The sequence below is a fragment of the Shinella kummerowiae genome (assembly GCF_009827055.1).
Classification (GTDB): domain Bacteria; phylum Pseudomonadota; class Alphaproteobacteria; order Rhizobiales; family Rhizobiaceae; genus Shinella; species Shinella kummerowiae.
The window spans coordinates 24,721-41,749 of record NZ_WUMK01000016.1; the positions used below are offsets into that span (position 1 = coordinate 24,721).

Below are 17,029 nucleotides of genomic sequence, written 5' to 3' on the forward strand. Positions count from 1 at the left end.
AGAGGCCATGATCGAAAAACGCCCCATCGCCAATCTCATCGGCCACCTCGTCCTGATCGTCGGGATCATCGTCGTCGCCTTCCCGATCTACTATACCTTCATTGCTTCGACGATGACCTCGGAGGCGATCATCCGGCCGCCCATGTCGCTGCTGCCGGGCGGGCATCTGGTCGAGAACTATTCCGACGCGATGGCCGGCGGCGTCGAGCGGGTCGTCGGCGTCAGCCTGGAGCGGCTGCTGTTCAATTCCTTCGTCGTGGCCGTCGCCATCGCGGTCGGCAAGATCGTCATCTCGTTCCTCTCCGCCTTCGCCATCGTCTTCTTCCGTTTTCGGCTGCGCATGGTGTTCTTCTGGATGATCTTCGTCACCCTGATGCTGCCGGTGGAGGTGCGCATCCTGCCGACCTACAAGGTGATCGTCGATCTCGGCCTGATCGATACCTATGCCGGGCTGACGCTGCCGCTGATGGCATCGGCCACCGCGACATTCCTGTTCCGGCAGTTCTTCCTCACCATTCCCGGCGAACTGGTCGAGGCGGCGCGCATCGACAATGCCGGGCCGTTCCGCTTCATGCGCGATATCCTGCTGCCGCTGTCGAGCACCAATATCGCGGCGCTCTTCGTGATCCTCTTCATTTACGGCTGGACGCAGTATCTCTGGCCGCTTCTCGTTACCAACGATGCGAAGATGAACACGATCATCATCGGGCTGCGCCGCATGGTGGACTTCACGGACGCCTCCACGCCGTGGAACTACGTCATGGTGACGGCGATCCTCGCCATCATCCCGCCCATCCTCGTCGTCGTGCTGATGCAGCGATGGTTCGTCAAAGGTCTCGTGGAGACGGAGAAATAATGGCCAGGATAGCACTCAACGATGTCCGCAAGACATACGGGACGGTCGAAGCCATCAAGGGCGTCTCGCTCGACATCGCCGATGGCGAACTGATCGTGCTGGTCGGCCCGTCGGGCTGCGGGAAATCGACGCTCTTGCGCATGATCGCCGGGCTCGAAGGTATTACCGGCGGCACGATCTCGATTGGCGACCGGGTCGTCAACGATCTGGAGCCATCGGGCCGCGATATCGCCATGGTGTTCCAGAACTATGCGCTCTATCCGCACATGACGGTGCGCCAGAACCTCGCTTACGGCCTGAAGAACCGCAACACGCCCAGGCCGGAAATCGACCGGCGGATTGCCGAGGCGGCCAAGGCGCTGGAGATCGAGCCGTTCCTCGAGCGCAAGCCGCGGCAATTGTCCGGCGGCCAGCGTCAGCGTGTCGCCATGGGCCGGGCCATTGTGCGCGAGCCCGCCGCCTATCTGTTCGACGAACCGCTTTCCAATCTCGATGCCAAGCTGCGCGTGCAGATGCGGGTGGAGATCAAGCGGCTGCAACGCTCCCTCGCGACGACCAGCGTCTATGTCACCCACGACCAGATGGAGGCGATGACGCTCGCCGACCGGCTCGTCGTGCTGAACGGCGGGCATATCGAGCAGGTCGGCACGCCGATCGAGCTTTACGAGAAGCCGGCGACGACCTTCGTCGCCACCTTCATCGGCTCGCCGTCGATGAGCCTCCTCGTCGCGCCGGCGACCGGCGACGGATGGACGCTTTCCGGCGCGTCGGCCATGCCGGACGGGACGGCCACCCTCGGCATCCGGCCGGAGGACCTGCACCTGGCGGAGGAGGGCCGCGACGATACCTTCCGGGCCGACGTCAAGGTCGCCGCCGTCGAGCTTGTCGGGGCGGAGAGCTACGTGCACGCTACGCTGCCGGATGGCACGCCGATCGTCTTCCGTGTCGCCGGCCGTTCGCGCATCGCGATGGACGACACCATGACCATTGGCGCTGCGGCGTCTAGCCTGCATTTCTTCGACGGGCGGGGTATGCGGCTGGCTTAGCCGAAAGGGGCGTCACGGTAGGATCAGGCGTTCCATGAGGACCTTCAGGTCCCGGGCCACGGCAAAACTGTCGTCCTGGGGCGTTGGTGCATCGGTCGTGAAAAGAACAGACTTCCGTCTGTGATGCTGTGACTACGCTGTAGCTTTCCCACACCGGATGGATTTCGGGCGTGCGCATGCCAGCATTCGATTGAGGATGGTACAGCCGACGGCGACCTCGGTTTGCTGAGCTGAGAATGAGCGTGCCCGCAGCCGACGACCAATAGTCGATTTGTAACGACCGATCGCGGTCTCTACCAACGATCGCTTGCCGTAGCCGGTCGCGACCTGCCGCTTCATCCGGCCATCGGCGTTGATCGCAGCAATGTGTCGGTCTCGCTGAGTTGGGCAATCGCTGTCCGGCCGATCCAGCGCATTGGCGCGGGGTGGAATGACCACCGCGGCTTCGGGACTGTGCCTGGTGACGGCGTCATAGGTCGGATCCCCGTCATAAGCGCCATCGGCCGTGAACTGCCTGATCGACACGCCGATCCGGTCGAGCAGCGGCTCCACCTGTGAAGCGTCGCCGGCGTTCTGGTCCGTCACGACATCTGCGATGATGTCGCCGCTGTCGGCATCCTGTGCCAAGTGTAGTTTGCGCCAGTTGCGACGAGATTTGGTGCCATGCTTTTCCTCGGGCATTGGCCCGCGCCGTAGACTTGCAGTCCTGCCCATGGTCAGGAAGCTGCCGAGTGATGTGCAAACGACTATGATCGCGAAGTTGCTCATGCCGCGAAGATAGCGGTTTTCGGTGGCGGTTGAGTTGTCGAAATAGATAAAGTTGTATCGGCCCGATCATCCGAAAGGCTTAGTGCATCGCGGCAGTTCTTCAACTGAGCAATAACTGTTCCGCCAGTGTTCCTCTGATTTTAGCAACTGGAAATATACATCACTACCGCGCCGCTATGCAGAATACCGACGTGTTTGAACCTTTGTTGCCGCACCCCATACACCTAAGGGCAGGGCGCAAGTCCGACACATAGCGGTGCGTGCCGAGTCTGCTAGCTATCTCCCACCGATCAACTCCGGCGTGCGCTCACAAGGCGAGCAGTGGCCGCCAAGCTCGATAGCCGGCAAAAGATCGCGGAGCGTGGCGTGCTGTCCACGCAGGTACGATTCCAGATCTAACCACACACGCTTGGGGTCTCAATAAGGCGTATTCCTATTTTGTACTTGTCGATATAGGGACTCGTTTGCTCGTCACATTGCTATGTCAAAATCTTGAGCGTGCAAAAACACGGGAGGACTCAATGAACCATGTCTTCGTAAAGTCGGCGTTTGAACCGGAATAGCTTGCGGAACTGAAAGCAACCTTTGACAACATCACCTCACAGCCTTGGTTTGACCAATCAGAAGGCGCATAAGCTGCGTTCGCAAAATATCTGATTGAAACTGTTCCGATTTCGGTTGATGCAAGGCGTTACCGGTCGATTGTCGAGGCGAGCGCGCGCATGTTCTATAGTGCTTAGCAGACGGCTGCATAAGTCCGTCCCCACTTTGATCCGGATTCGCTATCAACGACATCGCTCAATGTGTCTATGCGACGACAGTTGTTCATTCGGCAGTAAATGCTAATGTTTAACTGCAGTCGGGACAGCCTCTTGCCCCTGCGAAACCTGAAGCCGGCTGTGAAAAGAACCCGACTCCGCCAAGCCGGGTTCTTTTTTGCTAGAGTAACTGATGCTTGATCCAATGTGCGGTTGTGCTAATGTGCCCGGATCGTCGTGGGGCCTCTACGATGAATATTCAGCCGGGACCTTGTTTGCGCATGGACCCGGCTTCTTTTATTCGTGAAATAGACGCGTTTATGTATTCAGCCGAAGGCGCAGAAGTGCCGAACAGTGTAGTCAGCGCAACACACTGAGAAAAAGGCGGTCGGGCACTGTAAAGTTAACGCCGCTCAAGTGCGGTCGGCGTAGACGCCCTACCGTCAGGCGTGCGCAAGCTGAGCGATCTCGTTCCACATCTGCTCGCGGCGGTCCGTAGTTCGCGATGATGGTTCGAGGAAATGTCGTGCCGAGTAATGTGGAAGAGATTGGCGATCGGATCGTGGATCGAGACGAAGCGCTGAAGGTGCCGGCGTGACTTGAACCGCCGCATGATCCGCTCACGCCTTCGCGTGTCTTCGCCGAGCGGAAAGCCGAAGGCGATCGCATTGGTGCTGAAGACGGGAGGACCTCCCGTGGTCGCGGCAACCATGGCATTGGCATTCGTTGCTGCAAGACCCACCAGTCCTTCCCGCGCGTGACAACTCGCGCAAGCCACTTCGACCGTGAAGCCGTACAGTTCCCTGGCGGTTGGGGGATCATCCCACATTGCTAGGAGTTATACCGATCGGTACAAAACATTTGACGCCATCGAATTTCGCGGATAGTACTTTTTTACCGATCGGTACATAAGGAGCTGTCGCGGTGAAATTCAAAGGAAAAGTCGCCCTCGTAACCGGAGGGTCACGAGGCATTGGCGCTGCCATTGTTCAACATCTCGCTCGAGGAGGTGCAGATGTCGCGTTCACCTACGCGGCGTCAGATCAAGCGGCGGATCGCATTGTCCGTGAGCTTCGGCTCGATGGCCGCAGGGTACTAAGCATAAAGGCGGACAGTCGTGACCCGGCCGCGGTTCGAAGCGCTGTCGATCACGTCGCCAATCAATTCGGACGGCTGGATATTCTGGTCAACAGCGCTGGCATATTTTACGCTGGACCTGTCGAGAACGTGTCGCTCCAGGAGATCGACGATACACTGGCGATCCATGTACGGGCAGTATTCGTCGCCTCACAGGCCGCCCTCGCTCATATGGGTACCGGCGGGAGCATAATTTCCATCGGTTCCTGCTTTGCCCAGCGAGTACCCTATGGCGGAGTGACATTGTATGCGATGAGCAAGTCTGCCCTGATCGGCTTTACGAAGGGACTGGCGCGCGAAGTCGGTGAACGTGGCATTACGGTCAACATTATCGATCCTGGCTCTACCGACACGGATATGAACCCAGCTGACGGCCCGACGGTTGAGGCCGAACTGGAGCTTATGGCAATCAGGCGTTACGCTGAGCGCAGCGAAATCGCGGCCGCTGTCGGGTTTCTCGCAAGCGCAGAAAGTCGGTTCATCACTGGATCCTCATTGGCCATCGATGGCGGCTTTACTGCATAGCGAACAGCCACGGGAACAATCGAACTGAAGCTGATGATTTCTCGCAGCTCATTCTGTAACGAAGGCCGCGGCGAATATTTTCACGGCCAGAAAGAACTGTGATTCTTCCGGCGGGGGAGTTAATTGTGTTGAACGCAGCGTCAGGGACCGCCTGGCTCTGATTATCAAGAGATTGCCCGTGGCGCGAGTCGGATGATCTAATGTGGCAGCTGATGGTGGAAGCATGAGAACTGGCCCCGACTCGCAAGCGTCACCCGCAATCGGCCGCCCGAGGCAATTTGACCGGGACATGGCTCTGCTAGCAGCCATGCGCATCTTCTGGGCGCAAGGCTATGAAGCTACCTCCATTCAGGATCTGGTGCTTGCAATGGGCGTGAACAAACCGAGCCTCTACTCCGCCTTCGGTTGCAAGGAGGAGATCTTTCGAGAGGCGGTCGAGCTCTACGACCGCCTCGAAGGACGAGCGACGACGCAGAGTTTGACCATGTCGGCGACAGCCCGAGGGGCTGTTGAAACCATGCTGTTGGCCAATGCTCGCGCCTATACATCCGACGAAGGACCGCGGGGATGCATGATTGTTCTGTCGTCTCTTCTGGGTGCTCCAGCAAACGAAGGAGTTCGCGCGTTTCTTGCCAAAAATCGCCTTGACGGAGAAAAGGCATTGAAGATTAGGCTTGAACAGGGCGTTGCGGAGGGGGATCTGAGTCCCGCTGCGGATGTCGATCAGCTTGCTGCTTTCTACACTACGGTTCTGGAAGGACTTTCGATCCAAGCCCGCGATGGAGCGTCTATTGATAAGCTCAATATGATCATTGAAGCCGCAATGTTCATCTGGCCAGCGGACGACTGACTCAAGGCTGGGCGCTCGTCGTTTTCGGGGGCAATCAATTAAAATTCCCGCACGGGAGAACGGGGGGCTGCGACCCGCCGCTACGTTGCAAGTCAGAACCTGCGAGTGAGATATAGGGAGAGAACCCGGCTCCCGTCGTGCGATTGCCGAGTTCATGATGGGCAAGGACCTCATCCAGATGCCAGATGTCCCTGCGCGAGGCTCGCTTGCGACGCAGTTGCTTTGCATAAGCCGGACCAAATTTCCGACCCCACCGGCGGATCGTTTCATAAGAGAGTCCGATCCCACGTTCCAATAGCATCTCTTCGATAAGGCGCAGGCTTAACGGAAACCGGAAATACAGCCAGACCGCATGCGCGATTCTTGGTTGTGTTTCGGCGTGGCATTTGACTCCACCATCGGCGCAGAAGGCTAACCCTCGCTACGCCGAAGAAACAACAAATTGATCAGCGTGTTTCCTGTCCGAGCTGGGGTCATTCTTCCGCGCCGAAAGGGGTCAAACTTCAATGCTTAATCACACTCAAGCAGCCGAGGCAGGATCTGGCCCCCGCTGAAGAGAATCCGATAGTTCTCGCGGAGTACGCCTTCCCACCCGAGAGCACGGATCGAAAACAGATCTCCTTCGGAGAGCCGAGACCGCAGCGCGGGATAGATTACTTCCAGAAACTGCTTGGATGCCGGCCATCGCAGATCGGCATGTGAGAAGATCGCGCCGATGATGAGGCTACCACCAGATACGGTTGATATCTGCGTTACCTGCTCGAGGAGCCTTTGCTCGGCGAGATGCCGAAGCACTCCGAGATGGAACACGGCAGCGCGAATGCCGCCGCCAGACAGGGCGAGCCCGATCCTCCATGTCACAACTTCGTTATCCATGCACCGCTCCCTCCGGGCCGCCGATCAATACGGACACGCTTTTCTCCGCAACAATCACCGATATCGCTGGAAGACCCTCGATCTCCATCGCATGCTTCAGTTTAAGGATCTGGGCTAGGTCCGTCTTGCTTGGCGCGGAGGACATGCCTTCCGGATGGGAATGCCACTCGCCGATGTACCGGATTTGGTTGCCAGCTCTGGACGCAGCGGCCTCAATGTCCATCTTGAGCTTGGAAACACCTCGGATGAACGAGCCTGTCGTACCGACGCTATCCGGCGGAGGCGCCAGCGCACCGACGACATCGATCCGCCGCCGCTCGAAATCGATCATCCCCATCAAGGAGCCGCCCGTCTCATCAGGAAGTGCGGCGCTCCGCTTACTCCGCAACTCATCCTTCAACGATCCGGCATCGAGACGGTCCAGCCTCTTTCCGATAGTCGGCAAGTTTCTCCAGCGACCGAGATCTTTCCGACACCCTGGTCATCGATCGTCCAGATCTTCAGCGTCGATGTAGCGATCTTGGAGCCAGAAGCGATTTCCGCGGAGATGAGAGCAGACAGGATCTGGATCGAAGCCATCGGGATCCGATTTGTCAGCGACCTGCAAGCACCGGTGTATTGCATTCTGTTGGCAGCACCGAGATGGTCCTGCAGACGATCATTGACCAACACCTCTCGTAGATAGGCAGCTTCGAGATCGCGAAGGGTGATCGTGCGTGCTTCATCTTCAATCATGACGATGCCCGACCTGCCATCCGGCGAAAAGAACGCGCACATGCGGCGTGACGTGCCAGGGAGATCAGATACCCAACGGGACACAGGGACCGATGCAGATGCATCGAGGATCAGCTCGGCTTCCGCGATCCTCGCTTCAAGTGCGCCGCTGTCCTTCGGAGCGAGAACATTCTCGACAACGTGCCGGACATCGACATCGGACCTAACGAGATTGAGGCGGCCCGCCAGCGCCACGGCCTTTTTCTGTCCTACAAACTGGCCCGTAAGGGTGTGTGACGGGCGATGTTGTGCGGCAGGAGTGTGTCGTTGTCCACCAGCGTCCACTTGAAAAGGCCCTGACGGACGAGGGTTTCGGAAATTGTCGATCCAGCGGACCCAGCTCCGACCATGAGAATGCGGCGGTTGTCCGCGTGATCGCCACCCGAGAGGACGGCAGCGCCTTCGGCATCGAATTCACTGTGCACGAACGACATCTGGACCTGGATGTCGCGAGTGTTTTCCATGGAAACCGTCGCGGCGAAAGTCGGCAGGAAGTTGATCTCTTTCGCTTCGTCACTCCCGTTGCGATAGAGGAACCCTATCTTCTCGCCGATCTCCCCGGGGCTGAACGACGAAACGAACGCGACGGTCTCCGTGACACCTACCTGATTGGTTGCGGGATTGATCTGCGGCATGCTGATGAGGAAACAGGTAAGACGCATTCCCTCACCGTTCTCATTCTGCCCTTGAATCCATTCCTTGATGCGTTTCTCGAGCACGTCCTGGAAATCGACCCCGGCTCCGGTGAGGAAGTCGCTTAACTGACCTAGATCGCGTGGGGCGCGCTTCATTCGCGCCATCACCTGCGGTTGGATCGAACAGTGCACTGCCATGCACCGCAGGTTGTTCCCCACGACGTTGCCGGGTCGCTTCCCGGAAACGAAGAGGCACTTCGCTTCCTTGTCCGCCGCCCATATAAACAGTGGAGCATTACGCTCCACGGTGACCCAGAAGTCGGACTGAAGGATGATCTCGCTCGAATTGTCGGGAATGAACAAGGGGTCGAGGGGCTGCGCCGCCCCGTGCAATTCGCCCTGACACGCTTTCTCAAACCAGCCGCTCAGCCGCCCCACCAGCTCGGCAGCCGTATAGAAGCTCTTCGTATCCTGCCACGGCCTGTCGTCGATGCAGAGACCTGCAGGAAAACCTTCTATCATCAGGCTCTGGTGCGGAGTATCGGGGAAGTCGGGTCGGGGCACGAGAACCGAGAACCCGCCGGGCTCCGATCTCTGAAAACAGACGGTGACTGACTCGATAGAACGGATATCGTAGACAGGCCGCTGCGGGCGCTCGATGACCAGATCGAATGAGACTAGATCCCAGTCCTTGAAACACCGACATTCGGCCAGGGTTACATAGTTTGCACCAGGGCCACGGATGTAGTTGACGAGCGCCTTTGCAAGCGAACTGGCAAAATCCTTCTCGTCGACTACTTCCGACTCTTCAGGCTGCCAATACATTTCTCAGCCCGTGCGCCCCGCCCGCGTGGGCGTTGAAGCCGCAACGCTGGTTGCAGTGGCCGCGGCGGCCAGCATGACGGATACGCCCTGCGCCGTGATCTTCAAACGGATCGGCGTGGGCCTCGCTTCGCTCGGTGTTGCCATGGTCACCAGGAACTCCCCGTCGGAGTCCTTGATGATCTTGCGATAGTAGGCCGCCGCCTGACGATGTGGCGGCTGCGGATCCTCGTCTTCCTTTGTCCCCTTCTTAGGAATTGGCCAGCTTGGCGAGATGATCTTTTCGTGCTGCCGGGCAAGAGTTTCGAAGAGCCACTTCACATCTTCCACGGGTTCGGTGATGTCGTCACCCTTGTCTGGCGACAACGACAGATAAGAGCAATGATGGAAGAGCTTGAGGACATCCCAGTGGAGGCGATGCTCATTCCCGCGATCACGGCTGGTACGAACGATCTGCGACAAGCTCTCATGATCGATGTCGGCACCGAGCAGCGCGTAGGTCTCGCTCAGTCCCTCGCGCATCGTCATGTGAACCACGATGGACCCCTGGTTGCGGTCGATCAGGCCAGCATCCGTCCGCCATGCGAATGGGCTGTGCACGAAGAACTCCGCCGCTTCCGGCCCCCATTTGTCGAACCCGGGAACGAGCTTGCCCGCGTCGATGATGCAGTGCTCGCGGTCGGGGATCGTAAGGCCGTTGTCCTCGAGGAACGAAGCAAGTGCCTCCGGGCGTGAAAAGACCTTGATGCCGGTTCCCTTGATGAGGCGATGCCGCGCTTCCTGCCGGATGATCCTGGCGTCGTCGTCCAGTGACATCTCGGTAATCGCACCCGCCGGAACCCACAGTTCGTCGATCTTCATGCGATCGCCACCCTGATACTTCTGCGCATGGTCGAACCAGAAGAACTCGCTCGACCGATAAATATGATCCTTGTCGAGATGGGTGAATGCGACAACTCGGTCTAGAAGGCCAGCGCTAAGACACTGAGAATTAAGATCCGCACTCCTCTCCATTCTTAGCAAAGAGGTTAAGTTGCGCAAAAAAATGCAACCCAGAGATATTGGTCGAGGCATTTGAAAACTAATCGTTGACCCAGCGCCTGCCTTCACGTATTGATGTCCCATCGATCTTTTGCTTGCCGAGCTTTGTCTACCGCGCGATTGGCACCGCGCTCTAAGCGAACTTCTCTTTCAAAAATAGTCGGTTTTCGTCTGCGTGGCATCCGCTCCGCAGTTCTTCGCTCTATGCTTGAAAGGGTTCACAATGACCACTGGCACAGTTAAATGGTTCAATTCCACCAAAGGCTTCGGCTTCATTCAGCCTGACGATGGCGGCGCTGACGCTTTCGTTCACATCTCGGCTGTCGAGCGCGCTGGAATGCGCGATCTCGTCGAAGGCCAGAAGATCGGCTTCGACCTCGAGCGCGACAAGAAGTCAGGTAAGATGTCGGCCTGCAATCTGCAGGCTGCCTAAGGATGGCTGCTTCCCTTTGACCACGGATGTACTGGCACTGCCGGAAGCAATTATCACTTTTAGGCCAGGCGTCATGCCTGGCCTTTTTCGTTCTGGCCTCAAGCCACATCGAGGACATTCAGTGACAGAGACATATAGTAAATCTCGCCAGCAGGCCGAGACCGCCTTCGGCAATCTCCAGACGGAGTTCTTCGCCAAGAACAATGCGGCGGAAGAGCTCGAATCCGAAGTTCAAGCACGCGACGCCAAGACAGTCAGGCTGCGCGAAGCGCGCCTCGCGAAGGAGCAAGCAGACCGGATGTCTGCAACATCGGCGCTTCTTGCCAAACGATCCAAGGCCAGTTGATCATCCCAAACGCTAAATCAGGATAATGATTTGAGACCCGCCAGAAATAACGACCTCACCGACCGACGCTCCGCTGCTGCGGACGCCAAGGCCGCTCTTCTCACAGCCTACCGGGCCGCAAAGACGGCGGCAGAGCCGGTTCAAGCCGCCCGACAGGCGGAGCGCATCTCACTTGTTGAAACCCGCGAAGCGCGCCGTGCGGAACGGGAACGACTGAAAATCGAGGAGCGCACCCGCCTCGAAACTCTTGCCACGCAAAAGCAGGCAGCCATCGAGGCAGCCGCCGCAGCCGAGATTGAGGCGCGACAGTCCGCTGAAAACGCTCGGATATTGCGTGTCCTTGAAGATGCGGCCGCTCGCAAGGCCGAACGCGACCGACGTTACGCCGCCCGGAAGGCCCGGCAGACTTAACGCCCAGGCGCCCGCTTTCTAATGGAGGCGGCCGTGGAATAGATCAAGGCGTGATATACAGTCGCGCTCGAACGTACTCATTCCTTGGGAGCCTTTGATGGCACCGAACACGAACGAACTGCAGGCCATCAGTACGGCCTGGCAGATAGCGATCCAGGAAATCCTGCGCATGGTCATCCGTGACATGTACCATGGTGCGGGTGAAGCAGCCTTCAGCGCCCATATAAAGCGGATTGAAGAAGCGGCCGTCGACAGCATCCAGACCGACTTGAGGCTTCGCGCAACCAGCGAGTGGACCGAAATGCTGGTCAAGGAACGGGCAAGCAATTTCGTGACGACGCTGCTGACCTCCTTTACCTACGATCGTGCCTGAACACGATAGACGGTCATCCGAACCGCCGGTCTTTATACGCTACCGTACCTGAACTTTTCTTGTGGTCTGCGAGGCTGCTCTGTAAGGCTCCTGCCTAAATCACTCCAACGCCGCGATAAGCCAAGAGGTCGGCATGGATGAACACAGCACAGAACGCCTCGCGCCATCGTAGAGTTCTCCTTCGAGGCGATCATCGGTAATATCTTTCAGGCACGATCGTGCGCTGGAAGAAGGCCGCCGAACGCATGTTCGGCTACTGGGAAGCCGAGGTGGTCGCATACACGCTATCGCCGAATTCTATCTTGAGTGAACATGCAGTGTAAAAATGCCGGGACTGGTCCGCCCTTGTGCAAGACGGACCAGCGGTGTGTCGCTTAGAAATCCATGCCTGCGCCACCGGGGACGGCAGGAGCGGTTTCCTTTTTGGGCTTCTCGGCGATCATCGCCTCCGTCGTTACGAGCAGGCCTGCAACGGAAGCAGCATCCTGAAGCGCGGTTCGGACAACCTTCGCCGGGTCGATTACGCCCTGAGCGTAGAGGTCTCCGTACTCACCGGTTTGTGCGTTCCAGCCGAACGAAAGATCGGCCTTCTCGCGCAGCTTGCCGACGATGACTGAGCCTTCCGCGCCGGCGTTTTCGGCGATCTGCCGAACCGGCGCCTCAATGGCCCGGCGGATGATATCGATACCGACCCGCTGGTCCTGATTGGCCACCTGGATGTTGTCGAGAGCCTTTACAGCCCGCAACAGCGCGACGCCGCCGCCGGGCAGGATGCCCTCTTCGACAGCCGCGCGGGTGGCGTGCAGTGCGTCATCGACGCGATCCTTCTTCTCCTTCACCTCGACCTCCGTCGAGCCGCCAACGCGGATGACGGCAACGCCGCCTGCCAGCTTGGCAAGCCGCTCCTGCAGCTTCTCCCGGTCGTAGTCCGAGGTCGTCTCTTCAATTTGCGCACGGATCTGGGCAACGCGTCCGTCGATCTCCGCCTTGGAGCCGACACCATCGATGATGGTGGTATTCTCCTTCTCGATGGCGACCTTCTTGGCACGGCCAAGCATATTCAAGGTGACGTTTTCCAGTTTGATGCCGAGGTCTTCCGACACGACAGTCCCGCCGGTCAGAATGGCGATGTCTTCGAGCATTGCCTTGCGACGATCGCCAAAACCAGGGGCCTTGACCGCCGCAATCTTCAGGCCGCCGCGGAGCTTGTTGACGACGAGCGTCGCGAGAGCTTCACCTTCCACATCCTCCGCGATGATCAACAGCGGTTTGCCCGACTGGACGACCGCTTCCAGCACGGGAAGCATTGCCTGCAGGTTCGACAGCTTTTTCTCGTGGATCAGAATGTAGGGCTCTTCGAGCTCCACACGCATTTTGTCCTGGTTGGTCACAAAATACGGGCTGAGGTAGCCGCGATCGAACTGCATGCCTTCGACCACTTCGAGTTCCGTGTCGGCGGTCTTTGCCTCCTCGACCGTGATGACACCTTCGTTGCCGACTTTTTCCATGGCTTGCGCGAGATAACGGCCGATTTCCTCATCGCCGTTCGCGGAAATGGTTCCGACCTGCGCGATCTCCGCGTTGCTGGTGATCTTGCGCGCATTCTTCTTGAGATCCTTCACCACGGCATCGACGGCGAGATCGATGCCGCGCTTCAGGTCCATGGGGTTCATACCGGAAGCAACCGCCTTGGCGCCTTCCTTGACAATGGCCTGGGCGAGCACGGTTGCGGTCGTCGTGCCATCGCCAGCGAGATCGTTGGTTTTCGAGGCGACCTCGCGCAGCATCTGCGCGCCCATGTTCTCGAACTTGTCCTCAAGCTCGATTTCCTTGGCGACTGACACCCCGTCCTTGGTGATGCGCGGCGCGCCGTAGGACTTGTCGATCACGACATTGCGCCCCTTGGGCCCAAGGGTTACTTTCACAGCATTTGCGAGCACATCGACCCCACGCAGCATGCGTTCACGGGCGTCGGTGCTGAACTTGACGTCTTTGGCAGCCATTTCTTTAACTCCTCAATAGGCAGCTATGTGACTGGTTGGATGGGTGGGGTCGCTCAGGCCGCCTTCTTCTGTTCGGCTCGGCCTTCGAGGATGCCCATGACATCGCTTTCCTTCATGATCAGCAGATCCTCGCCGGCGATCTTGATCTCCGTGCCAGACCATTTGCCGAAGAGGATGTAGTCGCCGACCTTTACGTCGAGCGGCTGGATCTGCCCGGCGTCGTTGCGCGCGCCCGGGCCGACGGCGATCACCTCGCCCTCTTGCGGTTTTTCCTTGGCGGTATCGGGAATGATGATCCCGCCCTTGGTCTTTTCATCCGATTCAACCCTGCGAACGAGAATGCGATCGTGAAGCGGTCGGAACGACATGTTTTCCTCCAATGGACAAACAGTGATGACGATGTTCACCCGGAGCCGGACCGGATGACCGGTCCGGGCGGGTACAGGACCTCTCATGAGCGCCCTGCGCGCAAAAATCTGGATTGTCGATTTTTCCATTTCAAGAGGTTGGCCGAAAAAAATCAGCACTCGTCAGAAGTGGCTGCTAACATACTGTAATACTACGAGAAAATCGAAGTTGAACGATGAAATTTGTTGATGATCGTGAACGATGGCGGCATCATTCCGGGGGCGAACAACGGAGATCAAAGCATGCGGTTTGCATCAGATCTGGAGCGCCAGCTCCAAGGCTACGGCCTGACAACTGCGCATATCCTTTATCGCATTCCCGACTTCGAATCCGTTCTCCAGACCTATGTCTGGCAGGACTACGATCTCGCCCCGGACTTTCCCGAAATGCACAAATTTCTGGACTTCTGGCGGACGTCGCTGGATGGGCCGTTGCATTCGGTGCGGTACACCCACAGGCGGCTCGTTGGCGCCAACGACTGGCGGCGTGTCGAAGGCGAGTTCAGGCTGCACTGAACTGGCCGCAAAAAATTCCGCATCATGTCCTTGAAAGTCAGTTGAGGAAAAACCAGATCGTTTGCCACCAGCCGCTGGATCAGGGCTGGCCTAGCTGGGAGCGCCGTCTTTCGGCGCCCCGTACCCATGTTGCTTCAAGGAGGATATGGTTATGGCAACATCCTATGATTATGCGCCGCTCTTTCGGTCGAGCATCGGCTTTGACCGTGTGTTCAACTTGCTGGAAAACGCGCAGCGTGCGCGCTCAGTCAGCGACTGGCCGCCTTACGATATCGCCAAGACCGGCGATGACAGCTATCGAATTGCGATTGCTGTCGCTGGATTCTCGCGAGACGATCTCGACATAACCTTTCAGTCGAACCTGCTCACTGTGACCGGCAGGAAACAGGATGCGCCTGCGGAGGGCTACCTCCACCGCGGCATCGCGTCCCGGCCATTCGAGCATCGCTTCGAGCTCGCGGACCATGTCAGAGTAGACAGTGCAGACTTGAGCAACGGTCTTCTCACGATCGGACTTGTCCGCGAGGTTCCGGAGGAGATGAAGCCGCGCAAAATCTCCATCGGAAGCGCGCCTGCGCTCGGCAAGCTGGATTCTCCCGCGCAGATCGAGGGTCAGAAGGCCGCGTAATTGTTATGGATTGCCAACGGGGGCGCCGGTGGAGCGGCGCCCCACGGCATAACGGGTTGGGAAGGAGGAAATCATGAAACCCGATGTGTTTACGAGACCTGTCCAGATATTGATTGGTCTTGGATTTCCAATGGAAATCCAGACCGCGGCCGAGGCTTATAGGCATCTGGTCGAGTGGCCGCACCTGAACAAGGACGCGTCATACACTCTAGCGCTGAACGCATGTCGCGCAGCTCTGCGAGGGGAGGTGGAGGTCGAGATCGCTCGCGGTCTTTATGCTGCATTTGCCGATAAACATGACCTCTTGGTACCCTCGGGTGACCCTGTCATCGCGCACCGACGACGACGTGACCGCGATTCCCATATTCGGTGAGGTGTGGATGCCGGACATGCCCATGGCGTTAACGGGGCATCAACGGATCGGGTCGAAGCCCTTGAATGTAGGACTCTTGAGTGACCGCCGTTAGGTCTTTTTTCGGCAACCCGGCGGGCCGAGTAAGCTCGGGAGATAGCCGCCGGTACGAAGGTTCGAAATGCGCAGGACGATGGTGCCCGTCGGTATCTCCAAACCCCGATCGCGAAGCCGATGATCTAGCGCCGCAAATCAGCGTCGGCGCCCTTCTCATCGAGTGATGGCAGGTTCATCATGTCGTCAGTCTTCGATGTTGTTGATCAGCTTGCTCATGAGCAACTAGACCCTACCCGCAATCATCGACGGCCATGAAATCCAGCTATACTACTCTATGGGACACGATCGCAATTCGTCTTTCATTGATCTCGCGAACTATGTTGGCGGGAGCGTCGTAGCTCGCGGTTAATACACTATGCTCAGGCAATCCCAACGTTTTTCGAAACCTCATCCGCCTCGTTTGCCAACGTCTCGTAGTGCGTTTGACGCCCACTGCTTTCTCGCCAATAAAATCCCACCTCACGCCGCTCGCTCCAATCGTCGATTGACAGCAACTTCACATCGTCCTCCTTTCTAAACTCGGCGCGTGCGTAAAGCTCTGGGAAGAGCGAACATCCCATTCCGATCGAGACCATTTGACGAATGGAATCAAGGCTTGTGCCTTCGTAGTCGTCAACAACAATGGCGCCCGAAGCTGCTGCCAGATGGTGCACGTTTTCCATGAGTCTGTGACCACTGCCGAGTGCCAAAAGCGTTTCATCGACAAGATCAGAAATCCCAACCGACCGCTTATCCGAAAGTGGGTGGTCTGCGGGCACGCCTAAGAATAGTTTCTCGTTCCCAATGCGTCGAAACTTTAAACCCGATCTCTCGGGCGCCGGTCCAAGACCGCAGTCCAGCGCACCCGTCGCCACGGCGTCTTCAATGTCGACCGGGCGGTCTTCTCTAATGTAGATTTTGAGACTTGGAAACTTGCGATGAAGGCCAGGAAGAAAATGCGGAAGAAAATAAGGACCGAACGTCGGCGCTGTCGCGAGCCGCATCACTCCGCCTAGATTTTCCGTATCGCCGACCGCTCTGTCGACTATGTCGTCGACCGACGCAAGCGCCAGTCGAGCGCCTCGCGCGATCTCGGATCCAATCGGTGTGGTGATGACGCTGCTCGGTGTGCGCTCAAAGAGCGTGACGCCAAGGGACTTCTCCACCAATCCAACCTGAACGGACAGAGTCGGCTGCGAGACATGGCAGTGTTTCGCGGCTTTCCCGAAGTGCCGCAAGTTATCGAGCGCGACGATATATTCCAGTTGGCGAAGAGTAGGTCGGTAGGCCATCTTTCCGATAGTTATGAACTATCGGTGGAATTGCAACAATGAATTGGAACTATGGCAGAGAATGCCCGATATTTGTGTGGTCAA

General features: G+C 58.0%; 19 protein-coding genes and 3 pseudogenes. 11 read left to right on the forward strand and 11 right to left on the reverse strand.

What is annotated here, in order from left to right; all coding sequences use genetic code 11:
• Positions 1–7 precede the first annotated feature (7 nt).
• Positions 8–856: a sn-glycerol-3-phosphate ABC transporter permease UgpE gene (gene ugpE, locus GR138_RS28285; protein ID WP_160862614.1), complete on the forward strand. Its 849-nt coding sequence runs from the start codon at positions 8–10 to the stop codon at positions 854–856.
• Complete coding sequence (locus GR138_RS28290; protein WP_160862615.1) at positions 856–1,902, forward strand: sn-glycerol-3-phosphate import ATP-binding protein UgpC; 1,047 nt, start codon at positions 856–858, stop codon at positions 1,900–1,902. Before ugpE ends, GR138_RS28290 begins: the two co-directional genes overlap by 1 nt.
• A gap of 132 nt (positions 1,903–2,034) precedes the next feature.
• On the opposite strand, the pseudogene GR138_RS28295 reads toward GR138_RS28290, so the two are convergent.
• Together GR138_RS28295 and GR138_RS28300 are read right to left on the reverse strand one after the other, a co-directional pair.
• Positions 2,035–2,609 (reverse strand): annotated as a pseudogene (locus tag GR138_RS28295) (IS5 family transposase); the annotation flags it as partial.
• A 1,262-nt stretch (positions 2,610–3,871) separates the two neighbouring features.
• A pseudogene (locus GR138_RS28300) lies at positions 3,872–4,068 on the reverse strand (IS6 family transposase); the annotation flags it as partial.
• Between the two features lie 284 nt (positions 4,069–4,352).
• Here GR138_RS28300 and GR138_RS28305 point away from each other — a divergent pair.
• A complete protein-coding gene (locus tag GR138_RS28305; protein ID WP_160862616.1) occupies positions 4,353–5,090 on the forward strand; it encodes an SDR family oxidoreductase in 738 nt (245 codons plus the stop codon).
• A 289-nt stretch (positions 5,091–5,379) separates the two neighbouring features.
• Positions 5,380–5,940, forward strand: coding sequence for a TetR/AcrR family transcriptional regulator (locus tag GR138_RS28310; RefSeq protein WP_246200798.1), 561 nt, complete (start codon positions 5,380–5,382; stop codon positions 5,938–5,940).
• A 163-nt stretch (positions 5,941–6,103) separates the two neighbouring features.
• On the opposite strand, the pseudogene GR138_RS28315 reads toward GR138_RS28310, so the two are convergent.
• The 6 genes and pseudogenes from GR138_RS28315 to GR138_RS28340 all read right to left on the reverse strand — a co-directional run.
• A pseudogene (locus tag GR138_RS28315) lies at positions 6,104–6,301 on the reverse strand (IS6 family transposase); the annotation flags it as partial.
• 149 nt (positions 6,302–6,450) lie between these two features.
• Positions 6,451–6,816: a patatin-like phospholipase family protein gene (locus GR138_RS28320; RefSeq protein WP_160862618.1), complete on the reverse strand. Its 366-nt coding sequence runs from the start codon at positions 6,814–6,816 to the stop codon at positions 6,451–6,453.
• A complete protein-coding gene (locus GR138_RS28325; RefSeq protein WP_210253456.1) occupies positions 6,809–7,261 on the reverse strand; it encodes a Mov34/MPN/PAD-1 family protein in 453 nt (150 codons plus the stop codon). Before GR138_RS28325 ends, GR138_RS28320 begins: the two co-directional genes overlap by 8 nt.
• Positions 7,213–7,785 (reverse strand): hypothetical protein, encoded by a 573-nt coding sequence (locus GR138_RS28330; RefSeq protein WP_160862620.1) that lies wholly within the window; start codon positions 7,783–7,785, stop codon positions 7,213–7,215. Before GR138_RS28330 ends, GR138_RS28325 begins: the two co-directional genes overlap by 49 nt.
• A 14-nt stretch (positions 7,786–7,799) precedes the next feature.
• Entirely contained in the window at positions 7,800–9,050 is a 1,251-nt protein-coding gene (locus GR138_RS28335; protein ID WP_160862621.1) for a ThiF family adenylyltransferase, read from the reverse strand.
• 3 nt (positions 9,051–9,053) lie between these two features.
• A complete protein-coding gene (locus tag GR138_RS28340; RefSeq protein WP_160862622.1) occupies positions 9,054–9,908 on the reverse strand; it encodes a ComEC/Rec2 family competence protein in 855 nt (284 codons plus the stop codon).
• A gap of 403 nt (positions 9,909–10,311) precedes the next feature.
• Here GR138_RS28340 and GR138_RS28345 point away from each other — a divergent pair, with 403 nt between their 5' ends.
• The 4 genes from GR138_RS28345 to GR138_RS28360 all read left to right on the forward strand — a co-directional run bounded on the left by GR138_RS28345 (position 10,312) and on the right by GR138_RS28360 (position 11,651).
• The gene (locus GR138_RS28345; protein WP_130520340.1) at positions 10,312–10,521 is read left to right on the forward strand and encodes a cold-shock protein; all 210 of its coding nucleotides are present in this window, start codon (positions 10,312–10,314) and stop codon (positions 10,519–10,521) included.
• 121 nt (positions 10,522–10,642) lie between these two features.
• Positions 10,643–10,867, forward strand: coding sequence for a hypothetical protein (locus GR138_RS28350; protein ID WP_160862655.1), 225 nt, complete (start codon positions 10,643–10,645; stop codon positions 10,865–10,867).
• A gap of 30 nt (positions 10,868–10,897) precedes the next feature.
• The gene (locus tag GR138_RS28355; protein WP_160862623.1) at positions 10,898–11,278 is read left to right on the forward strand and encodes a DUF6481 family protein; all 381 of its coding nucleotides are present in this window, start codon (positions 10,898–10,900) and stop codon (positions 11,276–11,278) included.
• 97 nt (positions 11,279–11,375) lie between these two features.
• The gene (locus tag GR138_RS28360; RefSeq protein WP_160862624.1) at positions 11,376–11,651 is read left to right on the forward strand and encodes a hypothetical protein; all 276 of its coding nucleotides are present in this window, start codon (positions 11,376–11,378) and stop codon (positions 11,649–11,651) included.
• 374 nt (positions 11,652–12,025) lie between these two features.
• On the opposite strand, the gene groL is transcribed toward GR138_RS28360, so the two are convergent.
• A complete protein-coding gene (gene groL / locus GR138_RS28365; RefSeq protein ID WP_160862625.1) occupies positions 12,026–13,654 on the reverse strand; it encodes a chaperonin GroEL in 1,629 nt (542 codons plus the stop codon).
• Between the two features lie 53 nt (positions 13,655–13,707).
• A complete protein-coding gene (locus tag GR138_RS28370; protein WP_160862626.1) occupies positions 13,708–14,022 on the reverse strand; it encodes a co-chaperone GroES in 315 nt (104 codons plus the stop codon).
• Positions 14,023–14,304: 282 nt separating this feature from the next.
• Here GR138_RS28370 and GR138_RS28375 point away from each other — a divergent pair, with 282 nt between their 5' ends.
• The 3 genes from GR138_RS28375 to GR138_RS28385 all read left to right on the forward strand — a co-directional run bounded on the left by GR138_RS28375 (position 14,305) and on the right by GR138_RS28385 (position 15,578).
• Entirely contained in the window at positions 14,305–14,577 is a 273-nt protein-coding gene (locus GR138_RS28375; RefSeq protein ID WP_160862656.1) for an usg protein, read from the forward strand.
• Positions 14,578–14,728: 151 nt separating this feature from the next.
• Entirely contained in the window at positions 14,729–15,205 is a 477-nt protein-coding gene (locus GR138_RS28380) for an Hsp20 family protein (RefSeq protein WP_160862627.1), read from the forward strand.
• Between the two features lie 73 nt (positions 15,206–15,278).
• Entirely contained in the window at positions 15,279–15,578 is a 300-nt protein-coding gene (locus GR138_RS28385; protein ID WP_160862628.1) for a DUF982 domain-containing protein, read from the forward strand.
• Between the two features lie 455 nt (positions 15,579–16,033).
• On the opposite strand, the gene GR138_RS28390 is transcribed toward GR138_RS28385, so the two are convergent.
• The gene (locus GR138_RS28390; protein ID WP_160862629.1) at positions 16,034–16,945 is read right to left on the reverse strand and encodes a LysR substrate-binding domain-containing protein; all 912 of its coding nucleotides are present in this window, start codon (positions 16,943–16,945) and stop codon (positions 16,034–16,036) included.
• Positions 16,946–17,029 lie beyond the last annotated feature (84 nt).

Bases quoted from the DNA above. Each gene is read 5' to 3' on its own strand.
- ugpE (WP_160862614.1), top strand. From the start codon at position 8: ATGATCGAAAAACGCCCCATCGCCAATCTCATCGGCCACCTCGTCCTG.
- GR138_RS28290 (WP_160862615.1), top strand. From the start codon at position 856: ATGGCCAGGATAGCACTCAACGATGTCCGCAAGACATACGGGACGGTC.
- GR138_RS28310 (WP_246200798.1), top strand. From the start codon at position 5,380: ATGGCTCTGCTAGCAGCCATGCGCATCTTCTGGGCGCAAGGCTATGAA.
- GR138_RS28320 (WP_160862618.1), bottom strand. From the start codon at position 6,816: ATGGATAACGAAGTTGTGACATGGAGGATCGGGCTCGCCCTGTCTGGC.
- GR138_RS28335 (WP_160862621.1), bottom strand. From the start codon at position 9,050: ATGTATTGGCAGCCTGAAGAGTCGGAAGTAGTCGACGAGAAGGATTTT.
- GR138_RS28340 (WP_160862622.1), bottom strand. From the start codon at position 9,908: ATGAAGATCGACGAACTGTGGGTTCCGGCGGGTGCGATTACCGAGATG.
- GR138_RS28345 (WP_130520340.1), top strand. From the start codon at position 10,312: ATGACCACTGGCACAGTTAAATGGTTCAATTCCACCAAAGGCTTCGGC.
- GR138_RS28360 (WP_160862624.1), top strand. From the start codon at position 11,376: ATGGCACCGAACACGAACGAACTGCAGGCCATCAGTACGGCCTGGCAG.
- groL (WP_160862625.1), bottom strand. From the start codon at position 13,654: ATGGCTGCCAAAGACGTCAAGTTCAGCACCGACGCCCGTGAACGCATG.
- GR138_RS28370 (WP_160862626.1), bottom strand. From the start codon at position 14,022: ATGTCGTTCCGACCGCTTCACGATCGCATTCTCGTTCGCAGGGTTGAA.
- GR138_RS28375 (WP_160862656.1), top strand. From the start codon at position 14,305: ATGCGGTTTGCATCAGATCTGGAGCGCCAGCTCCAAGGCTACGGCCTG.
- GR138_RS28380 (WP_160862627.1), top strand. From the start codon at position 14,729: ATGGCAACATCCTATGATTATGCGCCGCTCTTTCGGTCGAGCATCGGC.
- GR138_RS28385 (WP_160862628.1), top strand. From the start codon at position 15,279: ATGAAACCCGATGTGTTTACGAGACCTGTCCAGATATTGATTGGTCTT.
- GR138_RS28390 (WP_160862629.1), bottom strand. From the start codon at position 16,945: ATGGCCTACCGACCTACTCTTCGCCAACTGGAATATATCGTCGCGCTC.